This window comes from Luminiphilus sp. nBUS_07 (assembly GCF_051201685.1).
Classification (GTDB): Bacteria; Pseudomonadota; Gammaproteobacteria; order Pseudomonadales; family Halieaceae; genus Luminiphilus.
On record NZ_CP179213.1, the window covers coordinates 942,069 to 957,494 of the forward strand.

Below are 15,426 nucleotides of genomic sequence, written 5' to 3' on the forward strand. Positions count from 1 at the left end.
TAAACTTACGGCATGTTAAATCTAATTCGCACATTTAAGGGCCGGATCGGTCGAATTGTCCTCTTATTGGCGGTGACATTTCCTGTGTTTGCCCAGTCAGATTTTTACGCTGCCCGCGTTGAAGTGCCTGATCGCAGTGACGCAGCATTGGCATCCGGGGCGCGAGAAGCCCTAAACCGAGTGCTTGTAAGAGTGTCTGGCAATGAAGAAATTGCTAAAAACCCGACGGTTGCGGCCGCGTTGAGAGTGGCCCGCGACCGTGTTTCGATCTATAGCTTCGAGCAAGAAGGAGGGCAGGTCTACCTTCAGGCTACATTCGATGATGTTTTAGTGAAAAGTATATTGCGCGAGTCAGACGCCACCTTTTGGTCTGAAGACAGGCCGCCGGTATTACTTTGGCTGGTTGTGGATGAGCCTTATAGTCGCCGATTTGCAACCGTCAGCCAAGACGGTGCTTTACTGCTAGAGCTATCTGAGGCCTTTACTGCAAGAGGCATTGACCTGCGTTTGCCTCTCCTTGATTTGGAGGATGCAGCCAAGCTGTCCCCTGAAATGGTTTGGCAACGCGTAGCGCGCAGAATTCGCTCGGCGTCTCAGCGCTATGGCACCGAGCATATTTTAGTCGGGCGGTATGTACAGTTGACCACGGGTTCACAGCTTGCGGATTGGCTTTACCTAGACAGTGAAGATCAGCGGCAAGTTCAGGTGCAGGGCAGTAAAACGACGCCGGTTGTGTTGGCTGGAGTCGATCTTGCTGTCGACGCTATGGCCGATCGCTACGCGGTGACACTTGAGTCAACGCCAGGGCAGAGCTTTATTGCCGTGACGGTTACGGGAGTGGAGAGCTTTGCTGATTATCAATCAGTTGTGGGTATACTGCGCCAGCTCCCAGTACTGGATTCCCTCATAATTGATGAAATTTACAAGGATAGGCTGGGAGTTCGAGTGACTGGACTGAGCAACGCTGAGGCGTTGGCCCGGGTGCTGCCCGGTCGATCACGACTGGTTGTCTCGGGTGATGTGTCAGCTAACCGCATAAACTTGCATTGGGGGCAACCATGAGTAACGAAGCTGCTGTGAATCGATGGCCTTTCGTACTGGGCCTGATTGCGGCAATGGCGGTATTTATTTGGGGTCTGCACCCTATTTTGGCGCCTTTTTTAGCGGGGGCGCTCATTGCCTATTTAGGGGATCCGGTAGTCGATGCCCTTGAAAGGCGGGGTATGGGTCGCTCCTCAGGCGTGATCTTGGTGTTCTTGATGCTCATATTGGTGACCACCGTCATTTTATTGGTGGGGGTTCCCCTGCTCATTGATCAGCTTGATCAAGCGATCAAGAAATTACCGATTCTCTATCGATGGGTATCGACCTCACTGCTGCCGTCGATACATGAGCGCATTAGCGTAAGTCCAGTACATTTGCCTCCTATCGACTGGGAGGCTGAATTAGCTGCGCGATGGCAATCTGTAGGCAAGCTGTTGGCAACCTCGGTAGCCAGCCTCACTCGATCGGGTTTTGGTGTCATTGCTGCGGTTTTCAATATGACATTAATACCCGTGGTGGCTTTTTACCTAATGCGTGACTGGGATCGCATGATGGCGGCGATACTTGACCTCGTGCCTGTGGCTTGGCAGCAAGACTTGAGTCGAATGGCCGCCGAAGCCAATGACGTTCTCGGTGCTTTTATCCGCGGCCAATTTTTAGTGATGCTCGCTCAGGCGTTTATCTACAGTGCAGGGTTGTGGGTTGTAGGTTTGGACTTTGCCTTAATATTAGGAACCGTGGCGGGCCTGGCCTCTATTATCCCCTACGCAGGTGCCGTGCTTGGTGTGGGCAGTTCCCTCTTAGTCGCTTGGTTTCAGTCTGGCGGTGATCTGGGCCTTATCGCTTGGGTTGGGCTGGTTTTTGGCGTTGGTCAAACGTTAGAGAGCATGGTTCTTACGCCGTTGTTAATTGGTGACCGAATCGGATTGCACCCCGTTTTGGTGATTTTCGCACTGTTGGCAGGTGGACAGTTGGCGGGTTTTACCGGCGTGCTGTTAGCACTACCTGTCGCGGCCGTAATTGTGGTTTTCTGTCGACATGCGGTCGGTTACTACCGCAACACTGACACCTATCGCAGCGATTGAACGTGAGGCCAGCGTGGTCGATCAGCTACCCCTGAAAATCTCTTTTGATAGCGACCTTAACCTGGATAACTTCCAGTCGCGTCCCGATCTGCTTCAGTTACTAACCGAGGTCGACGCCTTGCTGGCAGGGGCAGGGCAATCGCTGTTTCTTTGGGGGCCCCTTGGGGCCGGTAAAAGCCATTTGCTTCAGGGGATCAGCCGAGCGATCGGCCCCCGAGCCCTTTACTTACCTATGACGGAGCTTCTTCAGTATCCTCCAGAAGCCGTGCTTGAGGGGGTCGCGACCAGCGACGCGGTACTGATTGATGATGTCCAGCTGACTCTCGACAGAGATGATTGGCAGGAGGCCCTGTTCCACAGCTTTAATCGTTTAAAGGCGGCGGGCATTCCTCAGATTTACTCAGGCTTAGCGCCCCCTGCACAGATGATGGCGGTGTTACCCGATCTCCGGTCTCGGTGGGGTGAGCTGGTGGTCTATCACTTACCTGCCTTAAGCGAGCATGAGCTGGGGGAATTGCTTCAGTTTCGGGCGTTACAGAGGGGGCTGAAGCTCTCTAACGAGGTCGTGCACTATATTTTAAGTCGCGCACCCCGGGGTACTGAGGCATTAATGGCCTTGTTAGACGAGCTCGATGACGCAGCTCTAGCTAGGGGGCGCCCCATCACAATTCCTTTACTAGCGGAGCTTAGGCTGTGGTCTGGGGATCGGTCACGGTAACGGCATAGTCGTTTGGGCCAAGCTGTAAGTAGCTACGCAACCAGCGAACCAGCAAATACAAAGGCACAGTGTCTGCAAGGGCTGAGAGTGCTTTAAAGGCGTAGTTACTGCCTATCAGCACCAGCAGCGTGTTGAACGCCATCTCTCCACGCCAGTACACCGCGCCGAAGGTAACCGTGATGACCATAATGGAGTCGACCATTTGGCTCAGCAAAGTGCTGAAGTTGTTGCGTAACCATAGGTGCTTGCCTCGGGTGAGGCGTTTCCAAAAATGATACAGCTGAACATCACAGTACTGCGCAGTGATGTAGGCCAGCATCGAAGCGAAAACGGCCCCCGACGTTGTGGCATAAATCAGCTCAAATAATCCAATCTGTCCGCTGACAATATCGCCATTTGGCAGCGCCACAGGCTCCGCCAGTTGTATGATTTGCCAAGGGGGCATGGTCTCAGGTGGCACTGAAGGAGCTAGATTTCCTAAAGTGAGTACCGCAAGAATTAAAAGATTAAGGCCCAATCCAACGGTGACTAAAAAGTTCGCGCGGGCGCGCCCGTAAAGCTCTGACACCAAATCGGTGCAAAGGAATGTCAGTGGGTAGGGCAATACGCCTACCGCTAAGGCGAGGGGGCCTAGCTGTATAAAGCGGGTGATGCCGACAACGTTGAGTAGAGTCATGGCGCCCAAAAATACTGCCGCCAACACTAAAAAGACCCGTTCGCGTCGCTCTCTGAGAAGCTCACTCGCCACGATTAATGCTCTACTTGCCCCAGATTTCCGTGCAACACGGCACCGTTTATCACGGGATTGCTGTGCGCCCAAACGATCAAGCGAGCAATTTCCTCAGGTTCAACAAGCCGCCCAAAGCTATTCATGGAACTGATAGCCTCAACGATTTTTTGGTCTTGACCGATATGATTGCGCAGCATCTCGGTATCAGTAAACCCAGGGCAAATTAGAGCGGTATGGATCCCTCTGCCCATTAAATCCTGACAAGTGGCACGCATCATTCCTAGCTGTGCATGTTTGCTCACGACGTAACTAAAGGCGCCTTTGACAGCCTTTTCAGATAGCGTTGACCCTACAAATAATACGCTAGAGCCGCTGGGCATCAGCGGCAGGAGCTCGCGGTTGAGGTTGTTAATGGCGAGGGTGTTGATCTGAAGGACGGTTGCTAAGGACGCATCATCGGTGTCGTCTGCGGTGTCTTTGAGCATCAATGCAGCGTTGTGAACCAAGCACACTGATTCGGGCTGCGTATCTTTCAAATGCGCTGACAATGAACTTGTCAGCTCTTGAACCGATTTTCGGTCGCTTAAATCACCGCACAAATCCGTCACCCCGCTCACAGGGCAGGGGCGGCGAGAAATGTTGATGACGGCAAAACCTGCATTGAGAAACAGGGCCGCAGCAGCAGCTCCGATGCCCGAGCTGGCTCCCGTGATAATGGCGGTTTGTGTCATGCTGGTGGCTTTCCTTAATCCTCTATGATCGGTACGCAGGTCTGCAGCAGCTGGATGGCAAACCTCTCTATTGGCTTGCTAACCGCTTCACCAGACCCCACCATACACTGTCCCCACAAATCTGGCAGTCCACAATGGATCGTTTGACTACACTTTACATCGACAAGGAAGCGCACAAGTTTTCAGCGGCGCATTTCACGATTTTCACAGCCACCGACCGCGAGCGGCTGCATGGGCACAACTACTCAGTTTCAGCTCGCATTGTGGCGCCCATGGGGAGCAATGGATTCTCTGCGGATTACAACGTTTACAAGCGTCGAATTGCCGATCTCTGCAAGCCCCTTGACGAGTACATGTTGGTGGCTGGTAACTCACCCTATCAAACCATCGAGGAGCATGAAGACGAATATTGGGTGACCTTTGCGGGCAGAACCTTGAAGTTTTTACAAGACGAGACCCAGTTGTTGCCCGTCGTCAATGTCACCGTGGAGGAGTTGGCGCATTATCTGTTGGATAAATTGATGATGTTGAGTGAGGGTGAAGGTCTGGTTGAGGTCGAAGTGGGGGTTTCTTCGGGGCCAGGACAGACAGGCTCTGCATTGTGGACTGAAGCTGGTAAAAATAAATCATAGTATTAATGAACTTTTCTGCTGTCGCCGGGGTCTGAATTAATAGCTGCAGTGATGGCGCCACCACGGGGATGGCGTAAGGGAAACATCCTGCTAGCCCCTTTCCTGCGATGCAGGGGGGGCCCCGATTTGAGTGGCTCCTTTTTCGCCGGCTAATCGCCGGCGTTTTTTTTACTTTTTTTCGGGGTCAGCGTCCCAGCTCGTCGAGTAGCTGTTTGAGTGACTGCGCGGTTTGTGGGCCTTTTAAGGTGGCAACTAGGGCGCCCTCAGGGCTTACAATCAGTGTTGTTGGAAGCACGCTCGGGCGCGGAACACCTAGGGCCGAGGCAGGATCTTGGGGTAAGTTGGCAAAGAGTATGCCCATTTCTGAGCGTTGTTGGCTCAGCTTGGGCCCCTTTTGATCGTCATAATTAACACCAAAAACCGTAATATCTGGGGCTTTATCAACAAGGTTGAGCTCGGGGATTTCTTCGCGGCAGGGGGTACACCAAAGCGCCCAGTAATTAACCAGTCGCCACTGTCCTTCTGCAGGTAGTGACTGTGTTGGTTGACCATCACAGCCTGCCGCAAGCAGCAACATGATTGCCAGTACGCGCTTCATAAAGTTTCTGACAGTGCGCTGTCGCCCTCCGCCGTGCTAAAAAGTTCCTGTAGGGATATGCTCAAAACCTCACTTTGAACCTGCCGTTGCTCACTGAGTAATGCGTTCGCACGTATTTGCCAGGGCTTGCAAACCGCTAAGGTGACAGGAACCTCCAACTCTTGGTTGATGAGGGCTTTGATCTCTATGAGCCGGACATGGTGCAGGTCACGGCTGAGTATGTAGTGACCCTGAAGCGTTTGAGTGATGAGGTTCGCTGCCATGAGTGAATCTCGAATGTGGCGCCAGCTGTCGCTATCTAGACCATCACCTATAACATCTCGGTCGCTAAGTATTTTGAGCTCCCCAAGAGTGTAGCCCTTCAGTTGAGCGCGCCATAATAAATAAAGAACATCGAGAGCTTTGAGTACGACTGGGCGCTGCGCCTGCGCAGCTGTCTGATAGGAGGCCTGACTGTGCACAACAATGGCCCCCAAAAGAATGATGGTCCATGTGATGTAGAGCCACAGTAAAAAGATAGGTACGGCTGCGAACGCCCCATAAATAAGTGCGTAACTGGAATTGGCTATGGCTGCGGTAAATAGGGCTTTCGCGGCGGTAAAAGTGACAGCTACAAATAGGCCTCCAAAAATAGCGTGTCGAAAGGGCACAGCGCAGTTGGGAACCGCCATGTAGAGTGCCGTTACGCCAAGTATCCCTAAGACAAAGGGGAGGAGTGAAAGTAAGGCGGATGAAACGCCCAGCACATCGATCCCCTCCACAGCGTGGGCGGCCGCAAAGAGATAGGCCTTGATGCCTATGCCGAGACCGATGAGGATCGGTGCCAAACTGAGCACTGCCCAATACAGCAGAACACTCGAAACGACATTTCTATTTTCACGGTTGCGCCAGATGTTGTTGAACGCTCGCTCGACATTTCGCAACATAAGCACCGCCGTGGTTGCCAAAATCGCAATACCGACGCCCGTAAGATTCTTTGCTTGCTCGGAAAAGCTGGTGAGATAGTTCGCCACGTCTTGGGAGGCCTCGGGAAGCAGGTTATCGACCAGAAACTGCTGCAGTTGCGCCTGAATATCGGTGGCAGTGGGGATCGCCGTTGATATGGAATACACTAAGGTCAGTAGCGGCACGAGGGCAAAGAGACTCATGTAAACCAGCGCTGCAGCTATTTCAGAGCAGCGGTCATCTTGATAGCGCTGCAGCAAATACCGACAGCGATCCACGGCGTTCTGTATTGGGGAGTGCTCTGTCATACTATGCGCTCGTGTGGTGGTTGTTCGGTAACGTAACCGAGTTAACAGTCCCTCATTAAGCTTAGCAGGGCGGCGATGCCTGTAAATCAGCTATCATCCTTTTTTTTAAGAATACTATGAAATCGATGTCCTATATTTTGGTGCTCTACTATTCCCGCGGTGGCAAGACCGCTGAAATGGCATCGCGGATAGCGCGGGGTGTAAGCCAAGTCTCGGGTATTGAAGCGCGCTTGCGGACCGTACCCCCTGTCGCGACTAGCATCGATGAGCGGGCCCCCGACATTCCCGATAGCGGTCCCCTTTATTGCGAGGAGGATGACTTGCGCCAATGTTCAGGCCTTGTAGTGGGAAGTCCCACTCGCTTTGGCAATATGGCGGCGCCGTTAAAGCATTTTATCGATACAACTTCATCGCTGTGGCTAAGTGGGGCCCTGATTAACAAGCCTGCAGCCGTTTTCACTTCAACGTCCAGTTTGCATGGCGGTCAGGAAAGCACGTTGCTGAGTATGCTGCTGCCGTTAATGCATCACGGGATGATACTGACAGGGCTCCCTTACAGTGAGTCGGGTTTGCGTCAAACAACGGGAGGGGGCACACCCTATGGCGCTAGTCATTGGGCCGGTGAGAATAATGAGCGACCACTTGATGAGCATGAAAGCGCGCTGTGTCAGGCTTTGGGCAAGCGCGTGGCAACGATAGCCTTAGCGACGGACTCCATACTGTGATGGCACGTGGTTCTACGACTCGAAAAATTTGGTGGGCGCTGTGGCTTTCTTGGTCGCTGGTGATTGTGCAACAAATTGTACTCGACGCCCGCTTTGGGGCGCCTGTTCAGTTGTTGATTCTGCAGGTGGTGCCCCTCTTAGTGTTTGTCCCTTGGGTTCTCAGGGATAACTTGCACAGTCTAATTTGGCTGTCCTTTGTGCTCCTGGGATACTTTGTTTTAGCGGTGCAGACCGCCTTTGCAAGACCCGGTGATGGGGTCGCCCTCGCCGGTGTATTTTTGCAGGTGATTTTATTCTTGGTAGCGGCCCTCTACATCCGCTTTCGAGGCCGAGAGCTGAGGCGGCAACAAACGCCCGAAGTTATGGAGAAGTAGTCATGGTGGTTTGGCGTTATATACGCGGTTTTTTCAAAGGGCTTTGGCGCGGCCTATCCCTCTTCAATAAGGCCGTAATGACGCTAGTCCCACTTGCGGTGACTCTCTACGTTGTGGTGATTATTGCTGTGGCTTTTAATCAGGTCGCTCCTGACCCAATCCCAGAGCATGCGGCACTGGTGATCAACCCCAACGGCGAGCTCGTTGAAAACCCTTCGCCGTTAGAGCCCATCGAAGCATTGATGCAAGACGGCGCTGGGGAAGTGCTGGTTTTTCGCGTCAAAAAAGCAATAAAAGAAGCCGCCGAGGACGATCGTATTACGGCCTTAGTTCTAGACCTTGAGGCACTAAACGGACCTTCAATCAGTCATGTTCAAGAATTAAAGTCGGCGGTTGAAGCTTTCCAGTTGTCGGGGAAACCCGTCATAGCGATAGGCGATTACTACTCTCAGTCCCAATATTTGTTGGCCTCTCAGGCTGACCATGTTCTGCTACATCCAGAGGGAGGTATAGAGGTTTCTGGGTTTGCGGTGTATCGAAATTATGTACGCGAACTGCTCGATAACGTTTATCTGACAATGAACGTGTTTCGGGTAGGCGAGAGTAAATCAGCGGTTGAGCCTTACCTTCGTGACGACATGTCTAACCTTGAACGAGAGGTCGTGGGTCAATGGTTGGGTGATGTTTGGAGCGCCTACACGGGGCTGGTGGAAGCACCTAGAGAGATGGCGCCGGGGTTTGTTGATCAATTCATTAATGAATTTCCTGATCGATTAGAGATAGCGGGGGGTGATGCTGCTGCGTTGATGTTGGAAGCCGGATTTGTCGATGAGCTAGCGACTCACAGTCGAAGGGATGAAATGTTGGCCGACTGGGTAGGTGCGACGGATGACGACGGCCACTGGATTTCTGTGTCGGTCAATGACTATTTGGCCGCCCGTGAGGCAGAAAATGAGGTTGAGGAAACCAAACCGCGCATAGCGGTTATCCCTATCGAGGGCGAGTTAATCCCCGGAGAGAGCGGTCGCGGTTTTGCTGGCTCTGACACGGTAGTGGCGCAGCTAGAGCGAGCACTTGAGCAAACGGATTTGAGCGCTGTTGTCCTGCGTATTAACTCTCCCGGTGGCAGTGTGTTTGCGTCAGAAGTCATTCGCCAGAAAATCCTAGAGATACAAGCGCTTGATTTTCCGGTTGTCGCGTCAATGGGCTCGGTAGCGGCCTCTGGTGGTTATTATATTGCCGCCGATGCGGACGAAATATGGGCACATCCCAGCACCATCACGGGCAGCATTGGCGTATTTGCGGCGTTCCCCACGGTAGAGAAACTCTATCAATGGGCAGGAGTCACTCCCGACGGTGTCAGCACGTCCAGTCTTGCGACGGCGGCCAGGTTGGATACCGGAGTGAGCGATACTGGGCGTCGTATTATCAACAGCATGATTAGCAATGTTTATAACGACTTTGTGACTTTGGTGGCTGCGGGACGTGGCAAAACCTGGGACGAGATAAATGCCGTAGCTGGCGGTCGAGTTTGGAGCGGAGAGGATGCCCTCACAGTGGGGCTGGTCGATAGTTTAGGTGGCCTGCAAGCCGCGCTTGATGCAGCCGCAGGTCTCGCCGAAGTTGAGGACTTCGATACCCTCTACATTGGTACGCCGATAAGTCCTGAGCAGCGATTCTTTGAGCAAGTGGGAAGGGGGCTGGGTCAGGCACAGCTGCCGGGCAGGTCTGTGCTAAATCGTTTATCGCAGCAACTAGCGCCTTTCATCCGGCTGTCCGATAGCTTGCAGGATCCTGCCAGTATGTATCTGCGTTGCCTTGAGTGTGGTGGATTCTGATGTTTGAGAAAGCCGACTTAGAAAATAAGGCCACACCCGCCCGGTCGGCAGCGACATTGATCGTAACTCGAGATGGAGCTGATGGGTTAGAGGTGCTGCTGTTACGGCGCAACCCTGCGCTTAAGGTTATGGCAGGTGCCTGGGTTTTTCCCGGCGGCAAGGTCGATGAAGCTGATGCCGGTGAAGACGCTCTTGCTAGAGCTAATAGCGCTGCGATACGAGAACTGCATGAGGAGACGGGGCTCGAGGTTGGGTCGGAACCCATCATCCATTTTTCACGGTGGTTGACTCCTGAAGTGGTCAAGTATCGATTTGATACCTACTTTTTTCTGGCCCCGCAAAGCGGCAACACTTCAGTCGTGGTCGATGGTAGTGAAATCGTTGAGTATCGCTGGGTAAAGCCCGATATCGCGATAGCGGAACAGGCGGCAGGGACGTTAAAGGTGCCACCGCCAACCTTGGTATCACTGACTGACGTGGCCGAGTACGAAAGTTTGGCTGATCTTGTGAAGGCCGTTAAGCGTCGACAGCCGCCTTATTTTTTCCCGAGAATTCTAGAACAGGGAGAGGATCACGTGTTCTTGTATCCGGGCGACTCAGGGTATGAGGCCTCTGATGTGAGTCTTTCGACGGTTCGTCACCGAACAACCATGCATCAAGGTGTGTTTTCCTATCGACGGGATTTTCCCTGGCCTGACCATCACCAGTAGCGACCAAAGCTCGAGTTTTCTTGGTCGGGCCCTCTCTCTACGCTGGGTCGGCAGGCGCGCTTCAGAAATGATGACTTGCTGGCCATTCAGAGCTAGAGGCCTTCGTATATTAGGCGCTAGTGGAGAGTCCTTCGTTTTACAATTTGGGCAGTGATAGGGCAGGTTTCACGGCAACTCCCTCGTGGTCACAACGTTTTAGCTAAGTGGGCGGTGGTTTTGCTAACGCCGGTGAGATGGTTTTTGACGCAGGATCGCGCTTTCAATACTTCATGACGGAGTAACGCAACTCAGGATAGCTCAGCGCCAATTGGCTCCCGGCAATTTTGCGCGTGTTGTGGCGACATTGGTGTCGAAAATATCTGCAACGGGGCGTTGGTGGCCCACCTCCCAACGTCTTGAGATCATGGTGACAGGGAAGAGAAACACCTCACTATTGCCATATTGCAGCGCTCGGGTGCGCCCTGCTCGATCACGGTAAACGACCCAATTCATGTTAAGCTCGCCGGCGAGGAGATCTCCAAGTACTACGCCAAGGGCTTGCAGTTCTAATTTGTCATCGGGGGCGATTAAACCGAGCTCGAGAATACGTTGAAGAGTGGCAAGATCCCGATGGGGAATCCCCGTTAATTGTTGGCCCAGTTGGTTTGCCAGGGTTTCGACGTTAGAGCGCTGTGCAGCCATAAACTGTTGGTCGATAGGGCTCAGAGGTTCAATGCGTCGATCCAAGGTGTTGGGCGAAATGATGGCGTTCTGGGCCCAACTTTGGGGACCAGCAGTAACCGACAGAAACAACAACAGAAAGTGAAGAATTATTTGTCTCACTTTAAGTTGTATCGAAACTCTCGAAGTGGATAATTGCGCGATCATGATCAAAGTACAAAACCCAACAATGCCTTTGGATGAAGCACTATGATAACCGGAAGTATCGTTGCGCTGGTAACACCTATGACGCCCGATGGCGCCATCGATAAAAAAGGTCTCGCTACGTTGATCGAGTACCACATTCAGGCGGGTACGGCGGCGTTGGGTATTGCGGGCACTACCGGTGAAAGTGCGACCCTCACCATGGGTGAGCATATTGACGTTATTCAGTTCGCTGTGGAGCAAGCTGCCGGCAGAATACCTGTGGTTGCGGGCACCGGGTCTAACTCTACTCATGAAGCCATTGAATTGACCGTGGCTGCGGCTGCAGCCGGTGCCGAATACTCACTGTTAGTCACTCCCTACTACAACAAACCGCCGCAGGAAGGGCTTTATCGCCACTTTTGCCAGGTCGCGGCAGCTGTCAACATTCCCATCATTCTCTACAACGTGCCATCAAGAACAGGTGTCGATCTGAGTAATGAGACCGTTCTCAGGCTGAGTGAGGTGGGAAATATTGCAGGGCTCAAAGATGCCACGGGCGATGTCGAGCGTGGGAAGGCCTTAATCTCAAAACTACCTGACACCTTTGCGGTTTACTCTGGAGATGACGCGACAGCCCTCGATTTGATGAGCGCGGGTGGTCGTGGCAACGTTTCGGTGACCGCAAATATCGCGGCGAGCAAAGTTGCGGAAGTTTGTCGCTTGGCCATTGCCGGTGACTACCCGGGGGCACAGAAAATTAACGCAGAGCTCAGCGCATTAAATGATGCGCTTTTTATCGAAGCCAACCCCATCCCCGTGAAATGGGCCATGGTAGAGTTGGGAATGATCAGCGATGGCATTAGGTTGCCATTAGTGGCAATGTCTTCAGCGCATCAAGACACAGTTTTAAAGGCAATCCGGCAGGCGGGACTCTAACGATGAAAAGGTATGGCTTGGTGCTCGCGTTACCCGTGTTGCTGCTTCAGGGCTGCAGCTGGATTTATGGTGAAGATGGTTTGTTCCCGGATAACACCGACCGATACCAAGACGCCCCAGAGTTGGCGGTTATCTCAGTACCTGCGACAGCCTCAACCGAAGCGCTCGATCCCACGTACCCGATCCCTGATGTCAAGCAGAGCTTTTTATTAGAGAGTGAGTTTGAGGTACCCAGACCCACTCCGCTGACCGGTTCCAATCAATACGAGACGGTGCGCATTCAACGCCTGGCTGACGAAAGCTGGGCTCTTGTCGCGGTAGCCCCTGGGCAGCTTTGGCCACAAGTGCGGGGGTTTCTCACAGCCTCGGGGATTGCTGTGGCTGCCTCTGACGCTGAATCTGGATTGATAGATACACAGTTCGTCACTCTACAAGACAGGGCGTTACCCACGCGATTCCGGTTCAGAGTGGACACGGGTGTTCAGCGTAATACGTCAGAGCTTCACGTGTTGCAACAAAATCAATCGGGCAGCGATACCTCCTGGCCGGCGATATCCGATGATCTTGAGCTTGAGTCGGAGATGCTGCGCAACATTGCCCAATTCATTGCCAACAGCGCCGAGGCGGCTCCTGTTTCAATGATGGCGGACAGGGCGATGGGTGACGAGGGGCGCGTCACGCTAGAAGACAGTGAGACTGCGACGCGTTTGATATTGCGTCTGCCTTTCAACCGCGCTTGGGCTTCCATGAACAAAGCTCTGCCTGAAGCGGGATTTGCCATTGACGATAAAGATCGTACCGAGGGCGTATTCTATCTGACCTTTGTGGGTCCTCAGGAAGAAGACGAAAGCGGTTGGTTTGACTGGATGTGGGGCGGAGAAGACGCCCATCCTCTTGCCAACCAAAAGTTCCTTGTAAAGGTCGCCTCGGTAGAAGAGTCACGAATGGTCATTTCGCTCATGGGTGAGGACGGTGGCCCGGTTGAGCGCAGAGACCAGCAAGCCTTGCTGACATTGATTAAAGGCACTATCAACTGATGCGATTTGCTTCCCTGGGTAGTGGTAGCCAGGGTAACGCGACCTTGGTAAACACCGAGGAGACGCTGATCCTAGTTGATTGCGGCTTTCCTCGCAGGGAGACCGAGCGTCGCCTGCAGCGATTAAATGTTGCCGCTGAAGACATTGATGCCATTATTGTGACCCACGAGCATGGGGATCACAGTGGCGGAGTGGCGAGTTTCTCACGACACTACAAAACCCCCGTATATTGCACCCACGGCACCGCCGCCAGCGGCCGGTTATCTGGCGTTTTTCAGCAGGTTTTGATCAACGCGGGTGATGATTTTACGATAGGGTCGGTTCACGTTCTGGCCGTTCCTGTGCCTCACGACGCCCGAGAGCCGGTGCAGTTTCGGTTTGAAGCTACAGGGGGAATTCTGGGGCTGCTGACCGATTTAGGCAGTATTACTCCGCACCTCGTTGAAGCGTTCTCTGGCTGCGATGCCCTGCTACTAGAATTTAATCACGAGCTTGAGTTGCTGATGCAAGGCTCTTATCCCGCGTCTCTAAAGCGACGTGTGGCCGGTGACTTTGGACATTTGAATAACAATCAGGCCAGGGAGTTGCTACAAAGACTTGATAATCACCGATTGAAAGTTTTGGTGGCTGGGCATTTAAGCCTTAAAAACAATAGCAAAGAGCACGCCTTGGCAGCCCTTGCTGCTGCGGCTAGTCACCATCAAGCGGCGGTTCATCTCGCTTGTCAGGATTCCGGCTTCGAGTGGTTATCGGTGTCTGGTAATGCGGACTTTGCACTCGCCGAAGCGGTCAGTGCTTGATGCTTCCAGCGACGGTTACTCCATAGCCAATCTTCCGGGTAGGCGCGAATCGCCGCCTCGGTGAGTTCGGCATAGCGTTCAATGATCCATGATTCTTCTACCGCTTTGGGTTCCCGAGTAATTTCAACGACTTCAATCTCAAAATATCCTCGTTTCTTGCGCTGACATTTCGCAAAGGCGACGGGGAAGCCAGTTGCCTTAGCCAGCGAAGCTGCGCCTGAAAAAAAGGCGGTTTCTCGATTGAGAAACGTGGTGATGTGGACGCGCTCACGCAACCCTGGAGATTGATCAGCGAGCATGTAAATTAATCGTGGTGTTCTACGGTGCCGAATAATATTTCGCGCAGTGTCACGCATTTCAATCGCAGTTGCGCCAAACCGCCTACGGGCTTGTAGGCTGAACGCGTCAGCAGCTTCACTGTGAAGTCGCTTATAAACAAATGCCATAGGCATTTCATATAGCGCGGCGGCACGATGGAGCATCCACTCCCAATTGCCCTGATGTGCCAGCATCACCAAAACCGACTGTTGTCCCTGCTGGCTTAACTCGGCAAGTAATTCTGGGTTGACGACCTCTAGGTGCTGTTCAAAAAAAGTCAGTGGTTGCCGCGATCCAGCAATAATTTCGACGGCGGTGTCACACAGGTTTCGGTAAAACCGTTTGCGGGTTGTCTTGATTTCCGCTGTGGACCACTCGGGGAACGCTTGGGCGAGATTTTGTTCTACGACTTTCCGCCGATAACGGAATACATGTTGCAGTAACCAGGCTCCGCCTGAGGACGCGGCATAAAGCCACTTTAGAGGCAGCCGAGCTAGTGCCGAGTAAATTGATTTAATCATTTTGTCCTTCGGAAGCCCCATGGCAGTGTTCGGGCACCGTTAGGGTGGTGACATAATCGAGCAGGCCGACTTTGGGGCATTGCAGCATTGGATTGTTGGTCAGATCTAGTAGCTGGAGTTTCGTGAGTTGCGCTAAGGGCACAGGATCGACCACGACATTGTTATCGAGCCACAGTGACTCAACACCCGAAAGCTGTCCCAATTCCACAAGGTTGCGTATACGGTTATCAGAGAGCTTGAGCTGGGTGAGGCCAGCAAACTGACCGAGCCCGTTTAACGAGGCAATGCCGGCATTGCTGCAGTTGAGCGCCTTTAGTTTGAGAGGATCCGCAATATTTTCATCCGCAATACGTTGCTCGATACACCGCTGTAATGCCTCGTCGGCGACCTCAAAATCCGTGAATAGTCGAGCGGGTCCGTAGACCTGACGATCGTTTAACGTAACGTCATAATTCTGGCAAGCGGCGAGCAACAAGCAGAGCAAGCAGATGCGATACATGGGCGACTCCTGACTGTGACCACGTATAATG

Annotated in this window: 18 protein-coding genes; 11 read left to right on the forward strand and 7 right to left on the reverse strand. The window is 52.9% G+C overall.

Going from position 1 to position 15,426, the window contains the following annotated elements; genetic code table 11:
• The first annotated feature begins 12 nt into the window (after positions 1 to 12).
• From ACMAZB_RS04255 to hda, 3 genes are read left to right on the forward strand one after another with little or no spacing between them, the layout of a single operon-like run.
• Positions 13 to 1,062: a DUF2066 domain-containing protein gene (locus ACMAZB_RS04255; RefSeq protein WP_435219536.1), complete on the forward strand. Its 1,050-nt coding sequence runs from the start codon at positions 13 to 15 to the stop codon at positions 1,060 to 1,062.
• Positions 1,059 to 2,129 (forward strand): AI-2E family transporter, encoded by a 1,071-nt coding sequence (locus ACMAZB_RS04260; protein WP_435214738.1) that lies wholly within the window; start codon positions 1,059 to 1,061, stop codon positions 2,127 to 2,129. The genes ACMAZB_RS04255 and ACMAZB_RS04260 overlap by 4 nt, the downstream gene beginning before the upstream one ends.
• Entirely contained in the window at positions 2,083 to 2,847 is a 765-nt protein-coding gene (gene hda / locus ACMAZB_RS04265; RefSeq protein WP_435219537.1) for a DnaA regulatory inactivator Hda, read from the forward strand. Before ACMAZB_RS04260 ends, hda begins: the two co-directional genes overlap by 47 nt.
• Here the strand turns inward: hda and ACMAZB_RS04270 are convergent.
• Positions 2,816 to 3,595 (reverse strand): queuosine precursor transporter, encoded by a 780-nt coding sequence (locus tag ACMAZB_RS04270; protein ID WP_435214742.1) that lies wholly within the window; start codon positions 3,593 to 3,595, stop codon positions 2,816 to 2,818. The genes hda and ACMAZB_RS04270 overlap by 32 nt on opposite strands.
• Before the next feature lie 2 nt (positions 3,596 to 3,597).
• Positions 3,598 to 4,308 (reverse strand): SDR family oxidoreductase, encoded by a 711-nt coding sequence (locus tag ACMAZB_RS04275; RefSeq protein ID WP_435219538.1) that lies wholly within the window; start codon positions 4,306 to 4,308, stop codon positions 3,598 to 3,600.
• Between the two features lie 134 nt (positions 4,309 to 4,442).
• Between ACMAZB_RS04275 and ACMAZB_RS04280 the strand changes: the two genes are divergently transcribed.
• The gene (locus ACMAZB_RS04280) at positions 4,443 to 4,940 is read left to right on the forward strand and encodes a 6-pyruvoyl trahydropterin synthase family protein (RefSeq protein WP_435214746.1); all 498 of its coding nucleotides are present in this window, start codon (positions 4,443 to 4,445) and stop codon (positions 4,938 to 4,940) included.
• A gap of 184 nt (positions 4,941 to 5,124) precedes the next feature.
• On the opposite strand, the gene ACMAZB_RS04285 is transcribed toward ACMAZB_RS04280, so the two are convergent.
• Entirely contained in the window at positions 5,125 to 5,538 is a 414-nt protein-coding gene (locus tag ACMAZB_RS04285) for a TlpA family protein disulfide reductase (RefSeq protein ID WP_435219539.1), read from the reverse strand.
• Positions 5,535 to 6,791 (reverse strand): YihY family inner membrane protein, encoded by a 1,257-nt coding sequence (locus ACMAZB_RS04290; protein WP_435219540.1) that lies wholly within the window; start codon positions 6,789 to 6,791, stop codon positions 5,535 to 5,537. Before ACMAZB_RS04290 ends, ACMAZB_RS04285 begins: the two co-directional genes overlap by 4 nt.
• Before the next feature lie 116 nt (positions 6,792 to 6,907).
• Here ACMAZB_RS04290 and wrbA point away from each other — a divergent pair, with 116 nt between their 5' ends.
• Genes wrbA through ACMAZB_RS04310 form a run of 4 tightly spaced genes read left to right on the forward strand, consistent with a single transcriptional unit; the run spans position 6,908 to position 10,438 of the window.
• Complete coding sequence (gene wrbA, locus ACMAZB_RS04295) at positions 6,908 to 7,516, forward strand: NAD(P)H:quinone oxidoreductase (RefSeq protein ID WP_435219541.1); 609 nt, start codon at positions 6,908 to 6,910, stop codon at positions 7,514 to 7,516.
• Complete coding sequence (locus tag ACMAZB_RS04300; protein ID WP_435219542.1) at positions 7,516 to 7,890, forward strand: DUF2069 domain-containing protein; 375 nt, start codon at positions 7,516 to 7,518, stop codon at positions 7,888 to 7,890. The genes wrbA and ACMAZB_RS04300 overlap by 1 nt, the downstream gene beginning before the upstream one ends.
• A 2-nt stretch (positions 7,891 to 7,892) precedes the next feature.
• The gene (gene sppA, locus ACMAZB_RS04305) at positions 7,893 to 9,728 is read left to right on the forward strand and encodes a signal peptide peptidase SppA (RefSeq protein ID WP_435219543.1); all 1,836 of its coding nucleotides are present in this window, start codon (positions 7,893 to 7,895) and stop codon (positions 9,726 to 9,728) included.
• Positions 9,728 to 10,438, forward strand: a complete 711-nt coding sequence (locus ACMAZB_RS04310) for an NUDIX hydrolase (RefSeq protein WP_435219544.1) — start codon at positions 9,728 to 9,730, stop codon at positions 10,436 to 10,438. Before sppA ends, ACMAZB_RS04310 begins: the two co-directional genes overlap by 1 nt.
• A 297-nt stretch (positions 10,439 to 10,735) precedes the next feature.
• Here the strand turns inward: ACMAZB_RS04310 and ACMAZB_RS04315 are convergent, their stop codons facing one another.
• Positions 10,736 to 11,260 carry a DUF3806 domain-containing protein gene (locus ACMAZB_RS04315; protein ID WP_435219545.1) on the reverse strand — a complete coding sequence of 175 codons (525 nt, stop codon included), beginning with the start codon at positions 11,258 to 11,260 and terminating at the stop codon, positions 10,736 to 10,738.
• A gap of 87 nt (positions 11,261 to 11,347) precedes the next feature.
• Here ACMAZB_RS04315 and dapA point away from each other — a divergent pair, with 87 nt between their 5' ends.
• The 3 genes from dapA to ACMAZB_RS04330 are packed head-to-tail and all read left to right on the forward strand — an operon-like array spanning position 11,348 to position 14,057.
• Complete coding sequence (gene dapA / locus ACMAZB_RS04320; protein WP_435219546.1) at positions 11,348 to 12,220, forward strand: 4-hydroxy-tetrahydrodipicolinate synthase; 873 nt, start codon at positions 11,348 to 11,350, stop codon at positions 12,218 to 12,220.
• A gap of 2 nt (positions 12,221 to 12,222) precedes the next feature.
• Positions 12,223 to 13,257, forward strand: coding sequence for an outer membrane protein assembly factor BamC (gene bamC, locus ACMAZB_RS04325; protein WP_435219547.1), 1,035 nt, complete (start codon positions 12,223 to 12,225; stop codon positions 13,255 to 13,257).
• The gene (locus tag ACMAZB_RS04330) at positions 13,257 to 14,057 is read left to right on the forward strand and encodes an MBL fold metallo-hydrolase (RefSeq protein ID WP_435219548.1); all 801 of its coding nucleotides are present in this window, start codon (positions 13,257 to 13,259) and stop codon (positions 14,055 to 14,057) included. Before bamC ends, ACMAZB_RS04330 begins: the two co-directional genes overlap by 1 nt.
• Here the strand turns inward: ACMAZB_RS04330 and ACMAZB_RS04335 are convergent.
• Both ACMAZB_RS04335 and ACMAZB_RS04340 read right to left on the reverse strand, forming a co-directional pair.
• A complete protein-coding gene (locus ACMAZB_RS04335; RefSeq protein ID WP_435219549.1) occupies positions 13,982 to 14,896 on the reverse strand; it encodes a lysophospholipid acyltransferase family protein in 915 nt (304 codons plus the stop codon). The two genes, ACMAZB_RS04330 and ACMAZB_RS04335, sit on opposite strands and share 76 nt — an antisense overlap.
• The gene (locus tag ACMAZB_RS04340) at positions 14,889 to 15,395 is read right to left on the reverse strand and encodes a hypothetical protein (RefSeq protein ID WP_435219550.1); all 507 of its coding nucleotides are present in this window, start codon (positions 15,393 to 15,395) and stop codon (positions 14,889 to 14,891) included. The genes ACMAZB_RS04335 and ACMAZB_RS04340 overlap by 8 nt, the downstream gene beginning before the upstream one ends.
• Positions 15,396 to 15,426: the final 31 nt, after the last annotated feature.

Excerpts from the sequence above, each read along its gene's own strand:
- ACMAZB_RS04335 (WP_435219549.1), bottom strand. The coding sequence starts at position 14,896 with ATGATTAAATCAATTTACTCGGCACTAGCTCGGCTGCCTCTAAAGTGG.
- hda (WP_435219537.1), top strand. The coding sequence starts at position 2,083 with ATGCGGTCGGTTACTACCGCAACACTGACACCTATCGCAGCGATTGAA.
- bamC (WP_435219547.1), top strand. The coding sequence starts at position 12,223 with ATGAAAAGGTATGGCTTGGTGCTCGCGTTACCCGTGTTGCTGCTTCAG.
- ACMAZB_RS04275 (WP_435219538.1), bottom strand. The coding sequence starts at position 4,308 with ATGACACAAACCGCCATTATCACGGGAGCCAGCTCGGGCATCGGAGCT.
- ACMAZB_RS04285 (WP_435219539.1), bottom strand. The coding sequence starts at position 5,538 with ATGAAGCGCGTACTGGCAATCATGTTGCTGCTTGCGGCAGGCTGTGAT.
- ACMAZB_RS04260 (WP_435214738.1), top strand. The coding sequence starts at position 1,059 with ATGAGTAACGAAGCTGCTGTGAATCGATGGCCTTTCGTACTGGGCCTG.
- ACMAZB_RS04300 (WP_435219542.1), top strand. The coding sequence starts at position 7,516 with ATGGCACGTGGTTCTACGACTCGAAAAATTTGGTGGGCGCTGTGGCTT.
- ACMAZB_RS04290 (WP_435219540.1), bottom strand. The coding sequence starts at position 6,791 with ATGACAGAGCACTCCCCAATACAGAACGCCGTGGATCGCTGTCGGTAT.
- ACMAZB_RS04255 (WP_435219536.1), top strand. The coding sequence starts at position 13 with ATGTTAAATCTAATTCGCACATTTAAGGGCCGGATCGGTCGAATTGTC.
- sppA (WP_435219543.1), top strand. The coding sequence starts at position 7,893 with ATGGTGGTTTGGCGTTATATACGCGGTTTTTTCAAAGGGCTTTGGCGC.
- ACMAZB_RS04330 (WP_435219548.1), top strand. The coding sequence starts at position 13,257 with ATGCGATTTGCTTCCCTGGGTAGTGGTAGCCAGGGTAACGCGACCTTG.
- ACMAZB_RS04340 (WP_435219550.1), bottom strand. The coding sequence starts at position 15,395 with ATGTATCGCATCTGCTTGCTCTGCTTGTTGCTCGCCGCTTGCCAGAAT.
- wrbA (WP_435219541.1), top strand. The coding sequence starts at position 6,908 with ATGAAATCGATGTCCTATATTTTGGTGCTCTACTATTCCCGCGGTGGC.
- ACMAZB_RS04280 (WP_435214746.1), top strand. The coding sequence starts at position 4,443 with ATGGATCGTTTGACTACACTTTACATCGACAAGGAAGCGCACAAGTTT.
- ACMAZB_RS04310 (WP_435219544.1), top strand. The coding sequence starts at position 9,728 with ATGTTTGAGAAAGCCGACTTAGAAAATAAGGCCACACCCGCCCGGTCG.
- dapA (WP_435219546.1), top strand. The coding sequence starts at position 11,348 with ATGATAACCGGAAGTATCGTTGCGCTGGTAACACCTATGACGCCCGAT.